A 16,667-nucleotide genomic window follows, 5' to 3' on the forward strand; every position below is an offset into this window, starting at 1 on the left:
GTATTCAAGCGGGGTCGGGTCAGACCTTGCGGGCCGCCCCGACGAACAGCGCGCCGCCGGCACGGTGCTCCAGTGTGCCCGTGCCGTGCAGACCGTGGCGGCCCAGCTCGGCGGCGAACTCGTCGGCCTCGAACCGGTTCTCCCGCGGGTGGTCGGTGAGGGCCCGAAACGCCCACCATTCCAAGGCGTGCCGCGTAATCTCCTCGAACAGCAGCAGGCCGCCCGGCCGCAGCACCCGCGCGATCTCGCCGATGGCGCCCTGCCAGTCGGGCACATGGTGGATGATCCCGAAGTCGACCACCGCGTCGACCGATGCCGCCGGCTGAGAGATCGCGTTGACGTCGCCGACCGACAGCGACACCGGGCGTCCGTGCAGCCGCTTGCGGGCCAACTCGACCATCGAGTCGTCGAGATCGAACGCCGTCACCTGCTGCGCGCCGAGCCGGTCGAGGATCACTTCAGCGCCCACCCCGCGGCCGCAGCCGATCTCGAGGACATGTTGACCGGCCAGATCGCCGCCGGCCAGGCGGCGGAACCACGCGGCCTCCCGCCTGTGCTGGTGTGCGGCGCGCAACGGATTGTTCATCATCGCGCGCTCGACTGAGTTGAGTTTCATGGCATCGAACGGTACCCCGGTAGGGTATCCGCCGACAGGGCTACGTCCGGGCGGTCCGCGCCGACGTGGCAGCATCTGCGGGCATGCGTGTTCTCGCCCAACGGGTGACCTCGGCGGCCGTCACGGTGGACGGCGCGATCGTCGGCGCCATCCGTCCCGACGGCCAGGGCCTGCTCGCGCTCGTCGGCGTCACCCACGACGACGACCCCGCCAAGGCGCAGCGGATGGCCGAAAAGCTCTGGCAGCTCAGGATTCTCGACGACGAGAAGTCCGCATCGGATGTGTCGGCGCCGATCCTGGTGGTCAGCCAGTTCACGCTCTACGCCAACACCGCCAAAGGCCGCAGGCCGGCCTGGAACGCCGCCGCGCCGCGCGCCGTCGCCGAGCCGCTGGTGACCGCGTTCGCCGAGGCCCTGCGCGGTCTGGGCGCGCACGTGGAGACCGGGGTGTTCGGCGCGGACATGGAGGTCGAGCTCGTCAACGACGGTCCGGTGACCGTCCTGCTCGAGCTCTGATCACTGCGTCGCGACCGGCGGGGCGCCCTCGGAGGGTTGGACGATCACGAACCCCGGCCCGTAGAACGACACCTGCACCGCCTCCCCGGATCCGCGACCGATCAGCGCGCCGGCCTTGAAGCTCGTCTTGAGCTGGGTCTGCAGGTTCGCCGACCAGGCCACGACCGCGTTGGTGTCGGCGAATGTGGGCGCCTCGGCGGCGTTGAGCACGACCGGCGGTCCGTCAGTGGTCAGCGCCACCCAGCCGGTACCGCGCAGCGTGGTGTTGAACAGCCCGCCGGTGGCGATGCTGCCGCCCTTCACCCGCTCGATGTTCCAGTCCAGGCTCTGAGAGAACGCCAGCACGTTCTTGCCGCTGATCGACAACCCGGAGTTGGTCAGTTGCAGGAGGTGCACGTCGTAGGCGCGGTCGGCGAGGAAGACGTCGCCCTGGCCCTGACACCGCATCAGTGGGAGACCCTCGCCCGTCAGCGCCTTCTTGAGGAACTTCGACGCACCCCCGCCCTCGAATGCGAAGTCGACGTTGCCCTGGTAGGCCACCATCGAGCCTTGCCGGGCCATGAACGGTTCGCCGAGGCGCACGCGCAACAGCTTGGTGTTCTGATTCGCGATCGCCCTGGCTTCCTTCTCGCTGAACCGGCCGTCGACCAGATCACCGGTGATGCCGGCGAAACCGTCACCGGCCGGTTGCGGTTGGGCCTGGTGTGGCGGTGGCCCGGACTGCGGCAGAGCGGTCAGCGGCGCGCGGCCCATCTGCCCTTGGTGTGACACCTGATCCGTCCACTGCGTGCCGTCCCACCAGCGGTACTCGTAGCGGCCCTCGGGGTCGGGTCGCCAGCTTCCGTCGTTCGGTGCTGTCATGGCCTCCAAAGTAGGTCACGAACTGGCATTCTTGGGCCATGGCAAAGGAAATCGACCGGGTGCGCGCCCAGAGCGCCTTCGCGGTTCTCAAACAGCATCCGGGCATGGTGCTCTTCGTCGCCTCACCGGCACTGATCGCGATCGGCTTGGTGTGGTGGTTGGTCAGCCCGACGCTGGCGGTGCTGTTGCTGATCGGCGCGGTGCTGGCCGGCGGGGCGATGCTGTTGGTCCGCCGCTAGTTCCGGTTCTGCGGTGTCGGCCGCACGATGGTGTTCTGACCGGCCGCCAGCCACCACTGGCCGTCGCGACGCACCAGGACGTAGAGCGCCATCTCCGAGAACGGCGCCGGCTGCTCGATGGGAATCGGTGTGCCGTCGGCGTTCAGCGCGGTCCGACGCACCTGCGCGACCGCGACATCGGGCGTCGGCGCGCTGACCGCCACCTTCTCGTAGCGCGACCGGGGCCCGGCGACCGCCGCGGCGAACAACCGCCGGTGGATGGCGTGCAGCGTGTCGTAGCCCGCGACCGTCGCGCCGAAGGGACTGCCCCACAGCACATCATCGGCGAAATGGGCGTTGTAGAGCTCGGCGTCGCCGTCGTCGATGGCGGCCTGCAGTTCGGCGACGAACGCATCGACGGCCGCATGCGCGTCGCGCAGCCACTGGTCATTGTCGGACAGAGTCGGTCGGGTCATGACGGCGACGCTATGACCTCAAGGGCCGTTGAGGTCAAGAACCTGGTCTGCGCGCGGGACTGAACACACCCGCGGCGACGGCGGCCAGTGCCGCATCAGCGGCCCGCGTGGCGTCCCGGGTTGTCAACGGCTTTGTGGCGGTGAGGGACTGGTAGTACAGCGGCGCTGACACCTGACGGATGACGGCTTCGGCGTCGGTTCGCTCCGGCGCTTCACCGCGCACGACCGCGTCGTGGACGCAGTTTGCCCACTCGGCGACCCGGCGGTCGTAGAACACCGCCAGTGCTTGCGCGGTGGCGTCGTCGCTCGCCGCGGCGGCGATGATCGCCCGGAACAGCCGGCCCTCCCGCGGCGCGGACAGGGTCCGGCGCACCAGGGCCGCGTTGGCGCGGAGGTCCCCGCGCAGCGATCCGGTGTCGGCGCGCGGCACCGATCGCTCGGCCATGTCGCACAGCATGTCGGTGATCAGGGCCGGCACGCTGCCCCACCGCCGGTAAACGGTCGACGTGCCGACGCCCGCGCGCTCGGCGACCGCGGGCAGTTCGAGCCCGGCGAGCCCAGCGTCGATCAGCAGGTCCTCGGTGGCGCGCAGGACGGCCGCCCGCACCGCGGCTGTGCGGCCACCGGGGCGAGCCTTCACCATGCGGTCCAGCTTAACAGGAATATCTTCCCATTAAGCGCTGTTGTCCGGAGCGTTCATCCGGCGAGACAAGGGAGCGGTCATGGAATATCGGCACGTCGGCGCATCCGGCCTGAGAGTGTCCGAACTCGGCTTCGGGGCAGCGACTTTCGGCGGTGTCGGCGAGTTTTTCGGAGCGTGGGGGAAGACCGACGTCAACGGTGCCCGGCGCATTGTCGACATGTGCCTGCAGGCCGGCGTCACACTCTTCGACACCGCCGACGTCTACTCCGACGGCGCGTCCGAGGAGGTGCTCGGCGCCGCACTGCGTCCCCACCGCGACGACGTCGTCATCTCGACCAAGGCGGCGCTGCCCACCGGTGACGACGACTCGGGAACATCGCGGACGCGGTTGCTGCGCGCCGTCGACGCGGCGCTGCGCCGGCTGCAGACCGACCGTATCGACCTGTTCCAGCTGCACGGCTTCGACGCCTCGGTGCCGATCGACGAAGTCGTCTCGACGCTGGAAACCCTTGTCGCAGCGGGCAAGGTCCGCTACCTGGGCGCGTCGAACTTCAGTGGGTGGCAGTTGATGAAGTCGCTGGCGGTGGCCGATCGGCGCCAGGCGCCGCGCTACGTCGCACACCAGGTGTACTACTCGCTCGTCGGCCGCGACTACGAGTGGGAGCTGATGCCACTGGCCGCCGCGGAGGGTGTCGGGGCACTCGTCTGGAGTCCGCTGGGCTGGGGGCGGTTGACGGGCAGGATCCGGCGCGGCAGCCCGGTTCCGGACGGCAGCCGACTGCACGCCACGGCCGACGCCGGACCGCCGGTCGACGACGAGCGGCTGTTCTCGATCGTCGAGGTCCTCGACGACATCGCGGCGCGGACCGGCAGATCGGTGCCGCAGGCCGCACTGAACTGGTTGTTGCGCAGGCCCACCGTGGCGTCGGTGATCGTCGGCGCCCGCGACGAGCGCCAACTGGCGGAGAACCTCGGTGCGGTCGGCTGGCGGCTCGACGCCGAACACCTCGCCGCACTCGATGCGGTCAGCCGCGTCGAGGCGCCCTACCCGTATTTCCCGTATCACCGCCAGGAGGGGTTCGCGAGGCTGAGTCCGCCGATGGCGAACACGCTTCCTGCCGTGCGGTAAGGATGTAATCATGTAATCATGAGAAACCATCATCACGGTCGCCGCAGGCACGGCGGCTGGCAGGAAGCGGCACAGCCCGATGCCGGGGACGCGGCCGACTGGTTCGCCGGCCGGCTACCCGACGGCTGGTTCGTCGGCGACCCGATCGTCGTCGTCGACCGCGAGGAGATCACTGTGATCGGGCGACTGCCCGATCCCGAGGGCGGCGAGGAGAGCGAGGCGCGGGCATCCGGGAGGGTGGCGCGGTTCCGCGAGGAGACCCGGTCCGAGCGCATGCGCATCGCCGACGAAGCCGAGGCGCGGTACGGCCGTAAGGTCGCGTGGGGCGTCGAGATCGGCGCGCCGGGTCAGGACGCCGAACGGATCCTGTTCACGCATCTGGCAGTGCCGGTGATGACGCGGCTGCGGCAGCCCGAACGTCAGGTGCTCGACACCCTCGTCGACGCCGGTGTGGCGCGGTCCCGCTCGGACGCGCTGGCGTGGTCGGTGCGGCTGGTCGGCGAGCACGCCGAGGAGTGGCTCGACAAGTTGCGCCAGGCGATGCGCAACGTCGACGATCTGCGCGCCGAGGGTCCGAACCTCTAACCCACGCGTTCGACCCCGACGTAGCCCGAACTCAACGCGGTGGTCTGCGACAGCGGATCGATCGGTCCCGCGTCGATCAGCAGATTGCGGTTGACGCCGTAGGAGATCGGGTCCTGGCCGCCGCGCGGGTCGAAAACCCGTGAGCCCCAACCATGATCGACGATCACGACGCCTTCCCGGGGTGCCTCGCTGACGGTGGCGGGGAGTTCGACGGCGCCGACGGGGGAGAACACCCGGACCAGGTCGCCGTCGCTGACGCCGAGTGCGGCCGCGTCTTTGGGGTGGATGACCACGTCGTTGCCCTTCCCCGCCGGATGCAGCCCGGGCAGGTCGTTGAGCCACGAGTTCATCGAATGCCGGTGCCTGCGGTTGGCCAGCTGGAACGGGTAGTCGACCGGAGGCTGCGCGTGCGGTTCGGCGAGCAGTTCGCGGGCGCGCTCCACGAACTCCGGCGGGGCGGCGTGCACCTTCTTGTCGTCGGTGCGCAACGCCTCGCGGAAGTGCCCGAACTCGCGCGGGCCGAGCACCCAGCCGTGCCGGTGTGCCCGCACGTCGCGCCATTTGATCCTGCGGCCGTTGAACTTTCGTCCGGTCGCGACCACCAGCCGGTCGATCCAGTGCGGCCCGAACTCGACGGCGGGTCGCCGCGTCAGGCGGGCGGCGGCGCGCGTGGCCCTGATGAACCCGTTGAGCCCCTTGGCGCCGAACAGCGGTTTGTTCATCGCGATCGCCAGGTCGGTGAAGATCCGCCACTCCTGCCGCGCACCCGGCGGCGGGTCGACGGCCTTGGCGCCGTACTGCAGATACGGCTCGTCGTGCATGTTGCTGGTGAACGCGAGCAGGTCGTCACGCTCCAACCAGTGGGTCGCGGGCAGCAGCCAGTGCGCGTGCCGGTGGCTTTCGCGCTGCACGAAGTCGATGGCGACCAGCAGGTCGAGTTGGGCCAGTGCGGCGTCGAGCCTGGCCCCGTCCGGTCCGGAGACGACGGGGTTGCCGCAGTTGATCAGCATCGCGCGGATCTGGCCGCGGCCCGGCGTGGTGATCTCGTCGGGCAACTCGGACAGCGCGTGCGCGCCGGCGACCATCTCGCGGCCGGCGAGCCTGCTGTAGTGCGGTTTGGCCTTGACCATCGCCGACATCCGGATGGCGTCGACGTAGCCCGGCTCGTAGCGCCGGCCGCCGGGCCGGTCCATCCGCCCGGTGATCACGTTGAGCACGTGGCCCAGCCATTCGGCGACCGTGCCGGCCAGGTGCAGCGACACCCCGGTCCGGGTGACCACCATCGCCGCCCGCGCCGTCGCGAAGTCGCGGGCCACCCGCTCGATGCGCTCGCGGGCGATGTCGCAACGCGCGGCCAGGTCGTCGAGGTCGGCGTCGGCGACCAGCGACCGCAGATCGTCGACGCCGGTCGCGAGATCGGCGCAGTCCGAGGCGTGTTCGAGACCCTCGTCGAGGATGACCTTGACCATCGCCAGCAGCAGCGCCCAGTCCTGGCCCGGCCGCACCGCCAGGTGTTCGTCGGCCTTTTCGGCGGACTCGGTGCGCAGCGGGTCGACCACGACGATCGTCGCGCCCTGCTTCTGGCGGGCCAGCGCGCGGCGCCATCCGCCGGGCACCGTCTCCAGCCAGTTCCATGCGCTGACCGCCGGGTTCGTGCCGACCAGCAGGAAGTAGTCGCAGTTGTCGACGTCGGAGACCGGCGCCATCAGGATCGAGCCGTACATCGCCTGCGCGACAACGTGCATCGCGTTCTGGTCGACCGAGCCGACGAAGTAGCGGCTGTGGGTCCCGACGGCGTCGAGCCAGCCGTTCATGAAGATGATGTTCGACGACGAGAACCCCGCGGGATTGCCGTAGTACACGCCGACGGCATCCGGTCCGCCCGCCTCGATCGCCGCGGTCATCCGCGCGGCGATGTCCGCGATCGCCTCGTCCCACGTGGCTTCGACGTAGGTGTCGCCGACGCGGCGCATCGGGTTGAGGATGCGGCGGGGATGCTCGACGAGGCGGTTCGCGGTACGGCCCTTGGCGCAGAAGTCCTGCCAGGTGTGCGGGTTCTGCTTGTCGGCGGCGATCTTGGTGACGCGGTTGTTCTCGACGGTCACTTCCAGACCGCAGGACGCCAGGCAGTACCGGCAGAAGGTGTAGACCGTCTCGCTCACGTGGTCATCCTGCCGCACACGAACGCCTGCCTTGTCCGTTTCGCGGGCACTTTTCTGTTACGCCTGGGTCATCGCCCAGTAAGCGCCTCGCTTAGCGAGAAGTTCGGTGTGGCTTCCGCGTTCGACGATCCGGCCGGCGTCCATCACCACGATGACGTCGGCGTCGCGGATCGTCGAGAGCCGGTGCGCGATGATGAAACTCGTTCGGTCCCGGCGCAACTCGGCCATCGCCTGCGCGATCAGCAACTCGGTGCGGGTGTCAACCGAACTGGTCGCCTCGTCGAGGATCAGCAGCCGGGGCCGGGCCAGCACCGCGCGGGCGATCGTGATGAGCTGCTTCTCGCCTGCGCTGATGGCACCGCCGTCGTCGCCGACCACGGTCTGGTAGCCGTCGGGCAGCATGTGCACGAACCGGTCGACGTAAGCGGCCTTCGCGGCGGCGATCACCTCGTCCTCGCCGGCGTCCGGGCGGCCGTAGGCGATGTTGTCGTAGATGGTGCCGCCGAACAGCCAGGTGTCCTGCAGCACCATCCCGATCTGCGACCGCAGCGACTGGCGGCTCACCGTCGAGATGTCCACGCCGTCAACCAGAATCCGGCCGGCGTCGACGTCGTAGAACCGCATCAGCAGGTTCACCAGGGTCGTCTTGCCCGCGCCGGTCGGGCCGACGATCGCCACCGTGCTGCCCGGTTCGGCCACCAGCGACAGGTCCTCGATCACCGGTGTGTCCGGGTGGTAGCCGAAGGTGACGCGCTCGAACTCGACACGCCCGCCAATCTTGCGCGAACGGTGATTACCGCTCGAAATTTCCGCCGATTCTCGCGCGGTAATCACCGTTCGCGCCTCGGGGTCGGGGGTTTCCTCCTCCGCGTCGAGCAGGTCGAAGACCCGTTCGGCGCTGGCCACCCCGGACTGCAGCGTGTTGTACATCCCGGCGACCTGAGTGAGCGGCTGGTTGAACTGGCGAACGTACTGGATGAACGCCTGGATGCTGCCCAGCGTGATCTGCCCGGTGGCCACCTGCAGGCCACCGACGACGGCGACCGCGACGTAACTGAGGTTCCCGATGAACGTGGTGGCCGGCGAGACCAGCCCGGAGAAGAACTGCGCGCCGAAGCTCGCGCGGTAGACCTCGTCGTTGTACTCGCGGAACGCGTCGGTGGCCGCGGCCCGGTGACCGAACGTCTTGACGATCGTGAACCCGCTGTAGGTCTCCTCGATGTGCGCGTTGAGCCGGCCGGTGTTGGCCCACTGCGCGACGAACAACCGCTGCGAGCGACGCGCGATCACCCGCGTCGCCCACAGCGACAACGGCACCGTGACCACGGTCAGCAACGTCAGCAGCGGCGAGATCGTCAACATCATCACCAGGACCGCGAACACCGTCAGCACCGACGTCAACAGTTGACTGATCGTCATCGACAGCGACGTCTGGACGTTGTCGACGTCGTTGGTGACGCGGCTGAGCACCTCGCCGCGCTGCCGGGAGTCGAAGTAGGACAGCGGCATCCGGTACACCTTGTCCTCGACGTCGGCGCGCAACCGCACCATGGTGCGCTGCACCGCGACGTTGAGCAGCCGCGCCTGCAGCCACACCAGCAGCGCGGCGACCAGGTACAGCCCCAGCGCGAGCAGCAGCGTGCGCGCGACGGCGCCGAAGTCGACGCCCTCGCCGGGGACGACGTTCATTCCGCTCAGCAGATCGGCGAAGGTGGTGTCGCCGCGGGCGCGGGCCGCCTCGATCGCCTGCTCCTTGGTCACGCCCGCGGGCAGTTCGCGGCCGATCACCCCGTTGAACAGAAGATCGGTGGCGTGCCCGAGGATTCGCGGACCGATGACGCTGATCGCGATGCCGCAGACCCCGAGCAGGATGACCGCCGCGGTGAGCCCGCGTTCGGGCGTCAACCGTTTGACCAGCCGCAGCGCCGAACCGGTGAAATCCCGCGACCGCTGCGTGGGCCCCTGCACCATGCCGCGGATCGGCGGGCCCGCAGGCGCACTCACCGCGCCACCCCCAGCGACTGCGAGTCGGCGAACTCGGCGTACTGCGGGCAGCGGGCCATCAGGGTGTCGTGCGTGCCGGTGCCGACGACGCGGCCGTCGTCGATGACGACGATCTGATCCGCCCGCATCACCGTCGAAATGCGTTGCGAGACAATGATGACGGTGGAGTCGGCGGAGACGTCGCGCAGCGCTGAGCGGACCTTCGCGTCGGTGTGCACGTCGAGCGCGGAGAACGCGTCATCGAACAGGTACACCGCAGGCCGGCGGATCACGGCGCGCGCGATGGCCAGCCGCTGGCGCTGCCCGCCGGAGAAATTGGCGCCGCCCTGCGCGACGCGCATCGCCAGCCCGTCGGCATGCGCGCGCACGAAGTCGTCGGCCGCCGCGACCCGCAGCGCCTCCCACATCTCGTCGTCGGTCGCGTCGGCCTTCCCGTACCGCAGGTTGTCGGCGACGGTGCCGGAGAACAGGTATCCCCGCTGCGGTACCAGCCCGATCGCCGACCACAGCTGCTCGGGGTCGTAGTCGCGCACGTCGACCCCGTCGACGAGCACCGAACCCGTTGTCGCGTCGTACATCCGGCAGATCAGCGCGATCAGCGTCGACTTCCCCGATCCGGTCGAGCCGACGACGGCCGTCGTCGTACCGGGTCGTGCCGTGAACGAGACATCCTGCAGCACCGGCTGTTCCGCGCCGGGATAGCAGAACGTCGCGTTCTGCAGCTGCACCTGCCCGTCGATCCGGTCGGGACGCACGGGGTGGGCCGGGCTGGTGATCTGCGGGACGGTCGCGAACACCTCACTGATGCGTTCGGCGCACACCGACGCACGCGGGATGATGACCAGGATGAAGGTGGCCAGCAGCACGGCCATCAGGATCTGCATGAAGTAGGCCAGGAACGCGATCAGCGAGCCGACCTGCATCTGCCCGGCGTCGATACGCAGCCCGCCGAACCAGATCAGCGCCACGCTCGAGACGTTGATGACCAGCGTGGTGACCGGCAGCATCAGCGCCTGCCAGCGGCCGGCCTCCAGCGCGGTGTCGGCCAGCGCCTGATTGGCCTGCCCGAAGCGGGCCCGTTCGAACGGCTCCCTGGCGAACGCGCGGATCACCCGCAGCCCGGCGAGTTGTTCGCGCATCACCCGGTTGACGCCGTCGATCAGGCGCTGCATCCGGCGGAAGATCGGCAGCAGGTGGCGCACGATCCAGTAGTTGGCCAGCGCCAGCACCGGCACGCTGACCAGCAGCAGCCACGACAACCCGGCGTCCTGGTGCAGCGCCATCACGATGCCGCCGACCGACATGATCGGCGCGGTGATCAGCATCGTGCAGGTCAGCTGCACGAGCAGCTGGATCTGCTGAACGTCGTTGGTGGTGCGGGTGAGCAGCGAGGGCGCACCGAAGCGCGCGGTGTCCTCGGCGGAGAAGCCGGTGACGTGATGAAAGATCGCCGAGCGCAGGTCCCGGCCGAATCCCATGCCCGCGCGCGACCCGAAGTAGACCGCACCGATCGCGCACACCACCTGCAGGCCGGTCACCGCGAGCATCACGACGCCCAGTTCCACGATGCGGCGCAGGTCGCCGACCGCGACGCCGTCGTCGATGATCGCGGCGTTGACCGTCGGCAGGTACAGCGACGCCAGGGTGCTGATCACCTGAAGCGTGGCCACGATGGCGAGCAGGCCCCGGTAGGGCCGCGCATACTGTCGCAGCAGCGCCCAAAGCATCCCGCTACTGTCGCACACCGGGTCCGGACACCCGCGGTGAGCAACACCCCGGCGGCGCGAAAATCAGCAGGTCAACCGGCATGTCGGTGGTTGACGCTTTGACCTGCCGCTACAGTGCATGGCGTGACCCACAGGATGCGCGCGATCCGCTGCCTGGCCCTCGCGGCCGCGGCGGTCATCCCGCTGGCGGCATGCTCGGAATCCGCGCCGAGCGGCCCGCAGGTACCCGAAGACACGCCCGCGCCGTCGGAGAACATCGCGCACGGCCCGTTCTTCCCGGAGTGTGGTGGGATCAGCGACCAGGAGGTCATCAAGCAGACCGAGGTGCCCGGGCTGGTGAACACCGCCAAGACGTCGGTGGGCTGCCAGTGGCTGGCCGGCGGCAGCATCCTGGGCCCGCACTTCTCCTTCACCTGGTTCCGCGGCAGCCCCATCGGGCGCGAGCGCAAGACCGAGGAACTGTCGCGCACCAGCGTCGAGGACATCACCATCGAGGGACACAGCGGGTTCATCGCCGTCGGCGACGATCCGACGCTGGGCACCAATTTGTGCGAGATCGGCATCCAGTTCGACGACGACTTCATCGAGTGGTCGGTCAGCTATGCGCAGAAGCCGTTCCCGGATGCCTGTGAGGTCGCCAAGGAACTGACCCGTCAATCGATTGTGAACTCCGAATGACCCGCCGCCCGCTCACCCGCCGCCTCAGCGCGGGCATCGTCGCCGCGATGGCGGCGCTCGCGCTGCTCACCGGTTGCACGCAGACGGTCGAGGGCACCGCGGCGAAGTCCGGTTCCGGTGGCCCCGGACCGCGCAACGAGGACTCGCAGCGGCAGTATCCGAACCTGCTCAAAGAGTGCGAGGTGCTCACCGAGGACATCCTCGCCGAGACCGTGGGCGCCGATCCGCTCGACATCCAGAGCACGTTCGTCGGTGCGGTGTGCCGCTGGCAGGCCGCCAACCCGTCGGGCCTGGTCGACATCACCCGGTTCTGGTTCGAGCAGGGCAGCCTCGACAACGAGCGCGAGACCGCCGAGAAACTCAAGTACCAGATCGAGAACCGCTCGGTGGCCGGCATCGAGTCGATCGTGATGAAGCCCAACGACCCCAACGGCGCGTGCGGGGTGGCCAGCGACGCGGCCGGTGTCGTCGGGTGGTGGGTCAATCCGCAGGCGCCCGGGATCGACGCCTGCAAGATGGCGCTCAAGCTGATGGAGTTGACGCTGGCGACGCGCGCCTAGCGCGCCACGTGGAAGGCGACCAGCGCGGCACCGTCGAGTGCCCAACTCTCCCACGGCGTGTCGGCGCGCAGCACCGCGATCGCCGACGTCGGAAACTTCATCGAGATGTCTTCGGCGGCAACGCTGTTGCTGTGCTCCGCGGTGGCCAGACCGAGCGCCACCGCCGACATCGCCGGCTCGTGGCCGATCACCAGTAGCGTCCGGACGTCGCCGTCGAAGTGCCGCTGCGCGCCGTTGATCTCGTCGATCACCGTGCCAGGCGCGGCGTCGTAGAGGCGGTCGAGGTACGCGACGGGCGCGGCGACGCGGGTGCGGGCGAGCGTCTCGCGGGTGCGGGTCGCCGTCGAGCACAGCACCGCGTCGATCTGCGGGATGTGTGCGCGCAGCCAGTCGCCGGCCAACCCCGCCTCGCGCACCCCGCGCGGCGCCAGCGGACGGTCGTGGTCGGCGACGCCGGTCGGGTAGTCCGATTTGGCGTGCCGCAACAGCAGCAGCGTGCGCTCGCTCACCCCAGTAACGGTAGGCCATGCCGTGCGCCTCCCGGGACTTGTCGGAGCCCCGCCCTACACTCGCCATGCCCGGCAAACGAACAAGGGGAAGGGGACCGCTGAGATGCGATTCGTGCACACCGCCGACTGGCAACTCGGCATGACCCGCTACTTCCTCAATGGTGAGGCGCAGCCACGATATTCGGCCGCGCGCCGGGACGCGGTGGCCAAGCTCGGCGAGGTCGCAGCCGAGGCGGGCGCCGAGTTCGTCGTCGTCGCCGGCGACGTCTTCGAGCACAACCAACTCGCGCCGCGCGAAATCAGCCAGTCACTGGAGGCCATGCGCGGCATCGGGGTTCCGGTGTATCTGCTGCCGGGCAACCATGATCCGCTCGACGCGTCGTCGGTGTACACCAGCGCGCTGTTCACCGCGGAGCGCCCCGACAACGTGACGGTGCTCGACCGTCCCGGCGTGTACGCGGTGCGCCCCGGGATCGAACTGGTCGCGGCGCCGTGGACGTCGAAGGCGCCGTCGTCGGACCCGGTCGCCGGTGTGCTCGCCGACCTGCCTGCCGACGGCACCACCCGCGTCGTGGTCGGCCACGGCGCGGTGGACATTCACGTACCCGACAAGGACCGGCCGTCGCTGATCCGGCTCGCGGCGCTGGAGGCCGCGATCGCCCGCGGCGTCGTGCACTATGTGGCCTTGGGCGACAAGCACTCCCGCATGCAGGTCGGCGGGACTGGACGGGTGTGGTATTCCGGCTCGCCGGAAGTCACCAACTACGACGACATCGAGACCGACCCCGGTCACGTGCTGATCGTCGACGTCGACGAGGCGGACCCGGCGCACCCGGTCCGCGTCGAGCCGAAGTCCGTGGGCCGCTGGCGGTTCGTGACGCTGCGCCGCCCGGTCGACGACAGCCGCGACATCGCCGACCTCGACCTCAATCTCGACCTGATGCCGGACAAGGAACGCACGGTCGTGCGTCTCGTGCTGACCGGATCGCTGACGGTCACCGACAAGGCCGCGCTGGATGTCTGCCTGGACCGGTATGCGCGGCTGTTCGCGGCGCTGCGGGTGGACGAGAAGCAGACCGACATCGCGGTGCTGCCGGCCGACGGCGAGTTCGACGACCTCGGCATCGGCGGGTTCGCCGCGACCGCCGTCGACGAGTTGGTCGCCACCGCGCGCACCGACGGCGCCGAGGCCGACGACGCCCGCGCGGCGCTGGCGTTGTTGTTGCGGCTGGCGGATCGGGGTGTCGCATGAAGCTGCACCGGATGGTGCTGACCAACTACCGCGGCATCACGCATCGCGAGATCGAATTCCCCGACCACGGCGTCGTGGTGGTCAGCGGTGCCAACGAGATCGGCAAGTCCTCGATGATCGAGGCGCTCGACCTGCTGCTGCAGGCCAAGGACCGGTCGTCGAAGAAGGAGGTCAAGGAGGTCAAGCCGACGCACGCCGACGTGGGTGCCGAGGTGACCGCCGAGATCTCTACGGGCCCATACCGATTCGTGTACCGCAAGCGGTTCCACAAGCGCTGCGAGACGGAGCTGACGGTGCTGGCGCCGCACCGTGAGCAGCTGACCGGCGACGAGGCGCACGAGCGGGTCCTGACGATGCTCGACGAGACCGTCGACACCTGCCTGTGGCAGGCGCAGCGGGTGCTGCAGTCGTCGCCGACCGCGGTGGTCGACCTGTCCGGTTGCGACGCCCTCTCGCGGGCACTCGACGTGGCCGCCGGTGAGGCCGTCACGCTGTCGGGCGCCGAACCGCTGATCATCGACCGCGTCGAGGAGGAGTACCTGCGGTACTTCACCCGTACCGGCAGGGCGACGGGCGAATGGGCCGCCGCGAACACCCGGTTGCGGGCCGCCGAGGAAGCGGTTGCCGAGGCGGCAGCCGCGGTCGCGCAGGTCGACGAGGCGGTGCGCAGGCACGCCGCGCTGACCGAGGAACTGGCCGAGGTGGCCGCGCAGCGCGAAGCGGCCGCCGCCGCGCTCGAAACCGCTTCGGCGGCAGCGGAAGCGGTGGCCGCCGTGCGTCGCCAGCTCAAGGAAGCCGAACTGGTGGCGGTGGCCGCGCAGGCCAACCAGGACACGTCGCGTGCCGCCGTCGAGGAGCGCCGCCGGTTGCGCGCCGACATCGAGACCCGGGCTGCGGCCATCGAGGAACTCGACGCCGCGGCCGCCGCCGCCGCTGAGGAGCACGCCACCGCCGCCGAGGTGGCCGAGGCCGCCGAAGCCGCAGCCGAGCAGGCGCGAAAAGTGCTCGAGGACAGCCAGACCCGTGTCGAGGCGGCCCGCCACACGGTTCAGCAGTTGGCCGACCGCGACGAGGCCGACCGGATCGCGGCGCGGCTGGCGAAGATCGACGCGACCGACCGGGATCTGGCCCGAGCCGACGGTGAGCTCGCGACGATCACGCTGACCGCCGACGGCATGCGGGCCATCGAGACGACGAGTGCCGCGGTCGATGTCGCGCAGGGGCAGGTGGAATTCGCCGCGGCTCGGCTCGAGCTGATCGCGACCGCCGATGTCGAGGTCCGGGTCGGTGACGAGACCGTCACGCTGGCGGCGGGTCAGACGTGGTCCAAGAACGTCAGCGCCGCAACCGATATCGAGCTCCCGCAGCTGCTGACGGCGCGGCTGGTGCCCGGGACGCCGGCGTCCGACATGCAGGCCAAGCTGGATGCGGCGCAGGAGGCACTGGCGTCGGAGCTTCGCCGGTGCGGCGTCGCCGACGTGGTCGCGGCCCGGGAACTCGACCAGCGGCGCCGCGAGCTGGTGGCGCAGCGGGACCGGCTGCGGGCGACCAGCGAGGCGCTGACGGGCGACGAGTCCGCCGACCGGCTCCGCGCGCGGCTGGCGGAACTGACGGAGGCGCAGCCGCTGGCGGCCGAGTTGTTCGGCGCCGACGCCGACACCGCGCGCGCGGATCTGCAAGCCGCGACGGCCGCCCAGAAGCAGGCGATCGCCGACTGCGAGACGCACCGCAAGGTCGCCGAGGCCGCCGGCAGGCGGCTGACCGAGCGGCAGACCCAGGTGACGGTGCTGCGCGAAAAGCGTGCGGGCGCAACGACCGAACTGACACAGGCACGCGAGCGGCTCGAGGCGCAGCGGGCGGCGGTCAGCGATGACGAGCTGACGGTGAAGGCGCAGGCACACGCCGACGAGGCGGCCCGCGCGAGTGCAGTGGTCACCGCGCTGAGCGAGGAACTGGCCCGCACCGCGCCCGACGCGGTCGCCGCGGCGCTGGGGGAGGCCCAACGCCGGGCGGACGCGCTGGCGGTTCGACACCGCGAGAAGGCCGAGGCGCTGCGCGACGTGGGCACCCAGCTGACGGTGTATGGCACCGAGGGGCGCAAGGGCAGGCTCGACGAGGCCGAGACCGAGCGCGAGCACGCGCTCGCCGAGTACGGGCGCGTGCAGCGCAGGGCCCGGGCGGCTGAGCTGTTGCGGTCGGTGCTCACCCGGCACCGCGACGCCACCCGGATGCGCTACGTCGAACCGTTCCGCGGTGAGGTGCAGCGGTTGGGCCGATTGGTCTTCGGTGAGAGCTTCGAGGTCGAGGTGGACAGCTCGCTGCGGATCTGCAGCCGCACGCTCGCGGGGCGCACGGTGCCCTACGAGTCGCTGTCGGGCGGCGCCAAGGAGCAACTCGGCATCGTCGCGCGGCTGGCCAGCGCTGCGCTGGTGGCCAAGGAGGACAGCGTGCCGGTGGTCATCGACGACGCGCTCGGGTTCACCGACCCCGATCGGCTGGTCAAGATGGGGTCGGTGTTCAACGCGGTCGGCGGCGACGGACAGGTGATCGTGTTGACGTGCAGCCCGCAGCGCTACGCGGCCGTGGACGACGCGCACCACATCGAGCTGGTCGGCTGATCTTCGGCGAGCAGTCGCAAAGTGACCCAATTTTTGTGCTTTTCGGGTCAATTCGCGACTGCTCGGCCATCCCCAACCTCGGATTGATCCACAGATCCGCCCACTGCCCTGGGC

16 protein-coding genes are annotated in these 16,667 nt (G+C 69.9%); 8 read left to right on the top strand and 8 right to left on the bottom strand.

Annotated features, from left to right (window positions below; all coding sequences use genetic code 11):
* Window positions 1-19: 19 nt before the first annotated feature.
* Window positions 20-616 carry a class I SAM-dependent methyltransferase gene (locus BLW81_RS14835; protein ID WP_083407820.1) on the bottom strand — a complete coding sequence of 199 codons (597 nt, stop codon included), beginning with the start codon at window positions 614-616 and terminating at the stop codon, window positions 20-22.
* Window positions 617-699: 83 nt separating this feature from the next.
* Between BLW81_RS14835 and dtd the strand changes: the two genes are divergently transcribed.
* The gene (gene dtd, locus BLW81_RS14840; RefSeq protein WP_083407821.1) at window positions 700-1,131 is read left to right on the top strand and encodes a D-aminoacyl-tRNA deacylase; all 432 of its coding nucleotides are present in this window, start codon (window positions 700-702) and stop codon (window positions 1,129-1,131) included.
* On the opposite strand, the gene BLW81_RS14845 is transcribed toward dtd, so the two are convergent.
* Window positions 1,132-1,992, bottom strand: a complete 861-nt coding sequence (locus tag BLW81_RS14845; protein WP_083407822.1) for an AIM24 family protein — start codon at window positions 1,990-1,992, stop codon at window positions 1,132-1,134.
* A gap of 38 nt (window positions 1,993-2,030) precedes the next feature.
* Between BLW81_RS14845 and BLW81_RS14850 the strand changes: the two genes are divergently transcribed.
* Entirely contained in the window at window positions 2,031-2,231 is a 201-nt protein-coding gene (locus tag BLW81_RS14850; protein WP_083407823.1) for a hypothetical protein, read from the top strand.
* Here BLW81_RS14850 and BLW81_RS14855 read toward each other — a convergent pair.
* The gene (locus BLW81_RS14855; protein ID WP_083407824.1) at window positions 2,228-2,686 is read right to left on the bottom strand and encodes an SgcJ/EcaC family oxidoreductase; all 459 of its coding nucleotides are present in this window, start codon (window positions 2,684-2,686) and stop codon (window positions 2,228-2,230) included. The two genes, BLW81_RS14850 and BLW81_RS14855, sit on opposite strands and share 4 nt — an antisense overlap.
* A gap of 34 nt (window positions 2,687-2,720) precedes the next feature.
* Window positions 2,721-3,329: a TetR/AcrR family transcriptional regulator gene (locus BLW81_RS14860; protein WP_083407825.1), complete on the bottom strand. Its 609-nt coding sequence runs from the start codon at window positions 3,327-3,329 to the stop codon at window positions 2,721-2,723.
* A 79-nt stretch (window positions 3,330-3,408) separates the two neighbouring features.
* Here BLW81_RS14860 and BLW81_RS14865 point away from each other — a divergent pair, with 79 nt between their 5' ends.
* Both BLW81_RS14865 and BLW81_RS14870 read left to right on the top strand, forming a co-directional pair.
* On the top strand, window positions 3,409-4,458 hold the full coding sequence (locus BLW81_RS14865; RefSeq protein ID WP_083407826.1) for an aldo/keto reductase: 1,050 nt from the start codon (window positions 3,409-3,411) through the stop codon (window positions 4,456-4,458).
* An 18-nt stretch (window positions 4,459-4,476) separates the two neighbouring features.
* Entirely contained in the window at window positions 4,477-5,043 is a 567-nt protein-coding gene (locus BLW81_RS14870; RefSeq protein WP_083407827.1) for an ATP-binding transcription factor AbmR, read from the top strand.
* On the opposite strand, the gene BLW81_RS14875 is transcribed toward BLW81_RS14870, so the two are convergent.
* Genes BLW81_RS14875 through BLW81_RS14885 form a run of 3 tightly spaced genes read right to left on the bottom strand, consistent with a single transcriptional unit; the run spans window position 5,040 to window position 10,936 of the window.
* On the bottom strand, window positions 5,040-7,205 hold the full coding sequence (locus BLW81_RS14875; RefSeq protein WP_083410557.1) for a molybdopterin-containing oxidoreductase family protein: 2,166 nt from the start codon (window positions 7,203-7,205) through the stop codon (window positions 5,040-5,042). The genes BLW81_RS14870 and BLW81_RS14875 overlap by 4 nt on opposite strands.
* A 57-nt stretch (window positions 7,206-7,262) precedes the next feature.
* A complete protein-coding gene (locus BLW81_RS14880) occupies window positions 7,263-9,176 on the bottom strand; it encodes an ABC transporter ATP-binding protein (protein ID WP_083407828.1) in 1,914 nt (637 codons plus the stop codon).
* Window positions 9,177-9,205: 29 nt separating this feature from the next.
* Window positions 9,206-10,936, bottom strand: coding sequence for an ABC transporter ATP-binding protein (locus BLW81_RS14885; RefSeq protein WP_083407829.1), 1,731 nt, complete (start codon window positions 10,934-10,936; stop codon window positions 9,206-9,208).
* A 135-nt stretch (window positions 10,937-11,071) separates the two neighbouring features.
* On the opposite strand from BLW81_RS14885, the gene BLW81_RS14890 reads away from it, so the two are divergent.
* On the top strand, window positions 11,072-11,614 hold the full coding sequence (locus BLW81_RS14890; RefSeq protein WP_173839724.1) for a DUF3558 domain-containing protein: 543 nt from the start codon (window positions 11,072-11,074) through the stop codon (window positions 11,612-11,614).
* Window positions 11,611-12,174, top strand: coding sequence for a DUF3558 domain-containing protein (locus BLW81_RS14895; protein WP_083407831.1), 564 nt, complete (start codon window positions 11,611-11,613; stop codon window positions 12,172-12,174). The genes BLW81_RS14890 and BLW81_RS14895 overlap by 4 nt, the downstream gene beginning before the upstream one ends.
* Here BLW81_RS14895 and BLW81_RS14900 read toward each other — a convergent pair.
* Window positions 12,171-12,683, bottom strand: coding sequence for a SixA phosphatase family protein (locus BLW81_RS14900; protein WP_083407832.1), 513 nt, complete (start codon window positions 12,681-12,683; stop codon window positions 12,171-12,173). The genes BLW81_RS14895 and BLW81_RS14900 overlap by 4 nt on opposite strands.
* 103 nt (window positions 12,684-12,786) lie before the next feature.
* Here BLW81_RS14900 and BLW81_RS14905 point away from each other — a divergent pair, with 103 nt between their 5' ends.
* Window positions 12,787-13,935 carry a metallophosphoesterase family protein gene (locus tag BLW81_RS14905; RefSeq protein ID WP_083407833.1) on the top strand — a complete coding sequence of 383 codons (1,149 nt, stop codon included), beginning with the start codon at window positions 12,787-12,789 and terminating at the stop codon, window positions 13,933-13,935.
* A complete protein-coding gene (locus tag BLW81_RS14910) occupies window positions 13,932-16,553 on the top strand; it encodes an AAA family ATPase (protein ID WP_083407834.1) in 2,622 nt (873 codons plus the stop codon). Before BLW81_RS14905 ends, BLW81_RS14910 begins: the two co-directional genes overlap by 4 nt.
* The last annotated feature ends 114 nt before the right edge of the window (window positions 16,554-16,667 follow it).

This window comes from Mycolicibacterium rutilum, assembly GCF_900108565.1.
Lineage (GTDB): Bacteria > Actinomycetota > Actinomycetes > Mycobacteriales > Mycobacteriaceae > Mycobacterium > Mycobacterium rutilum.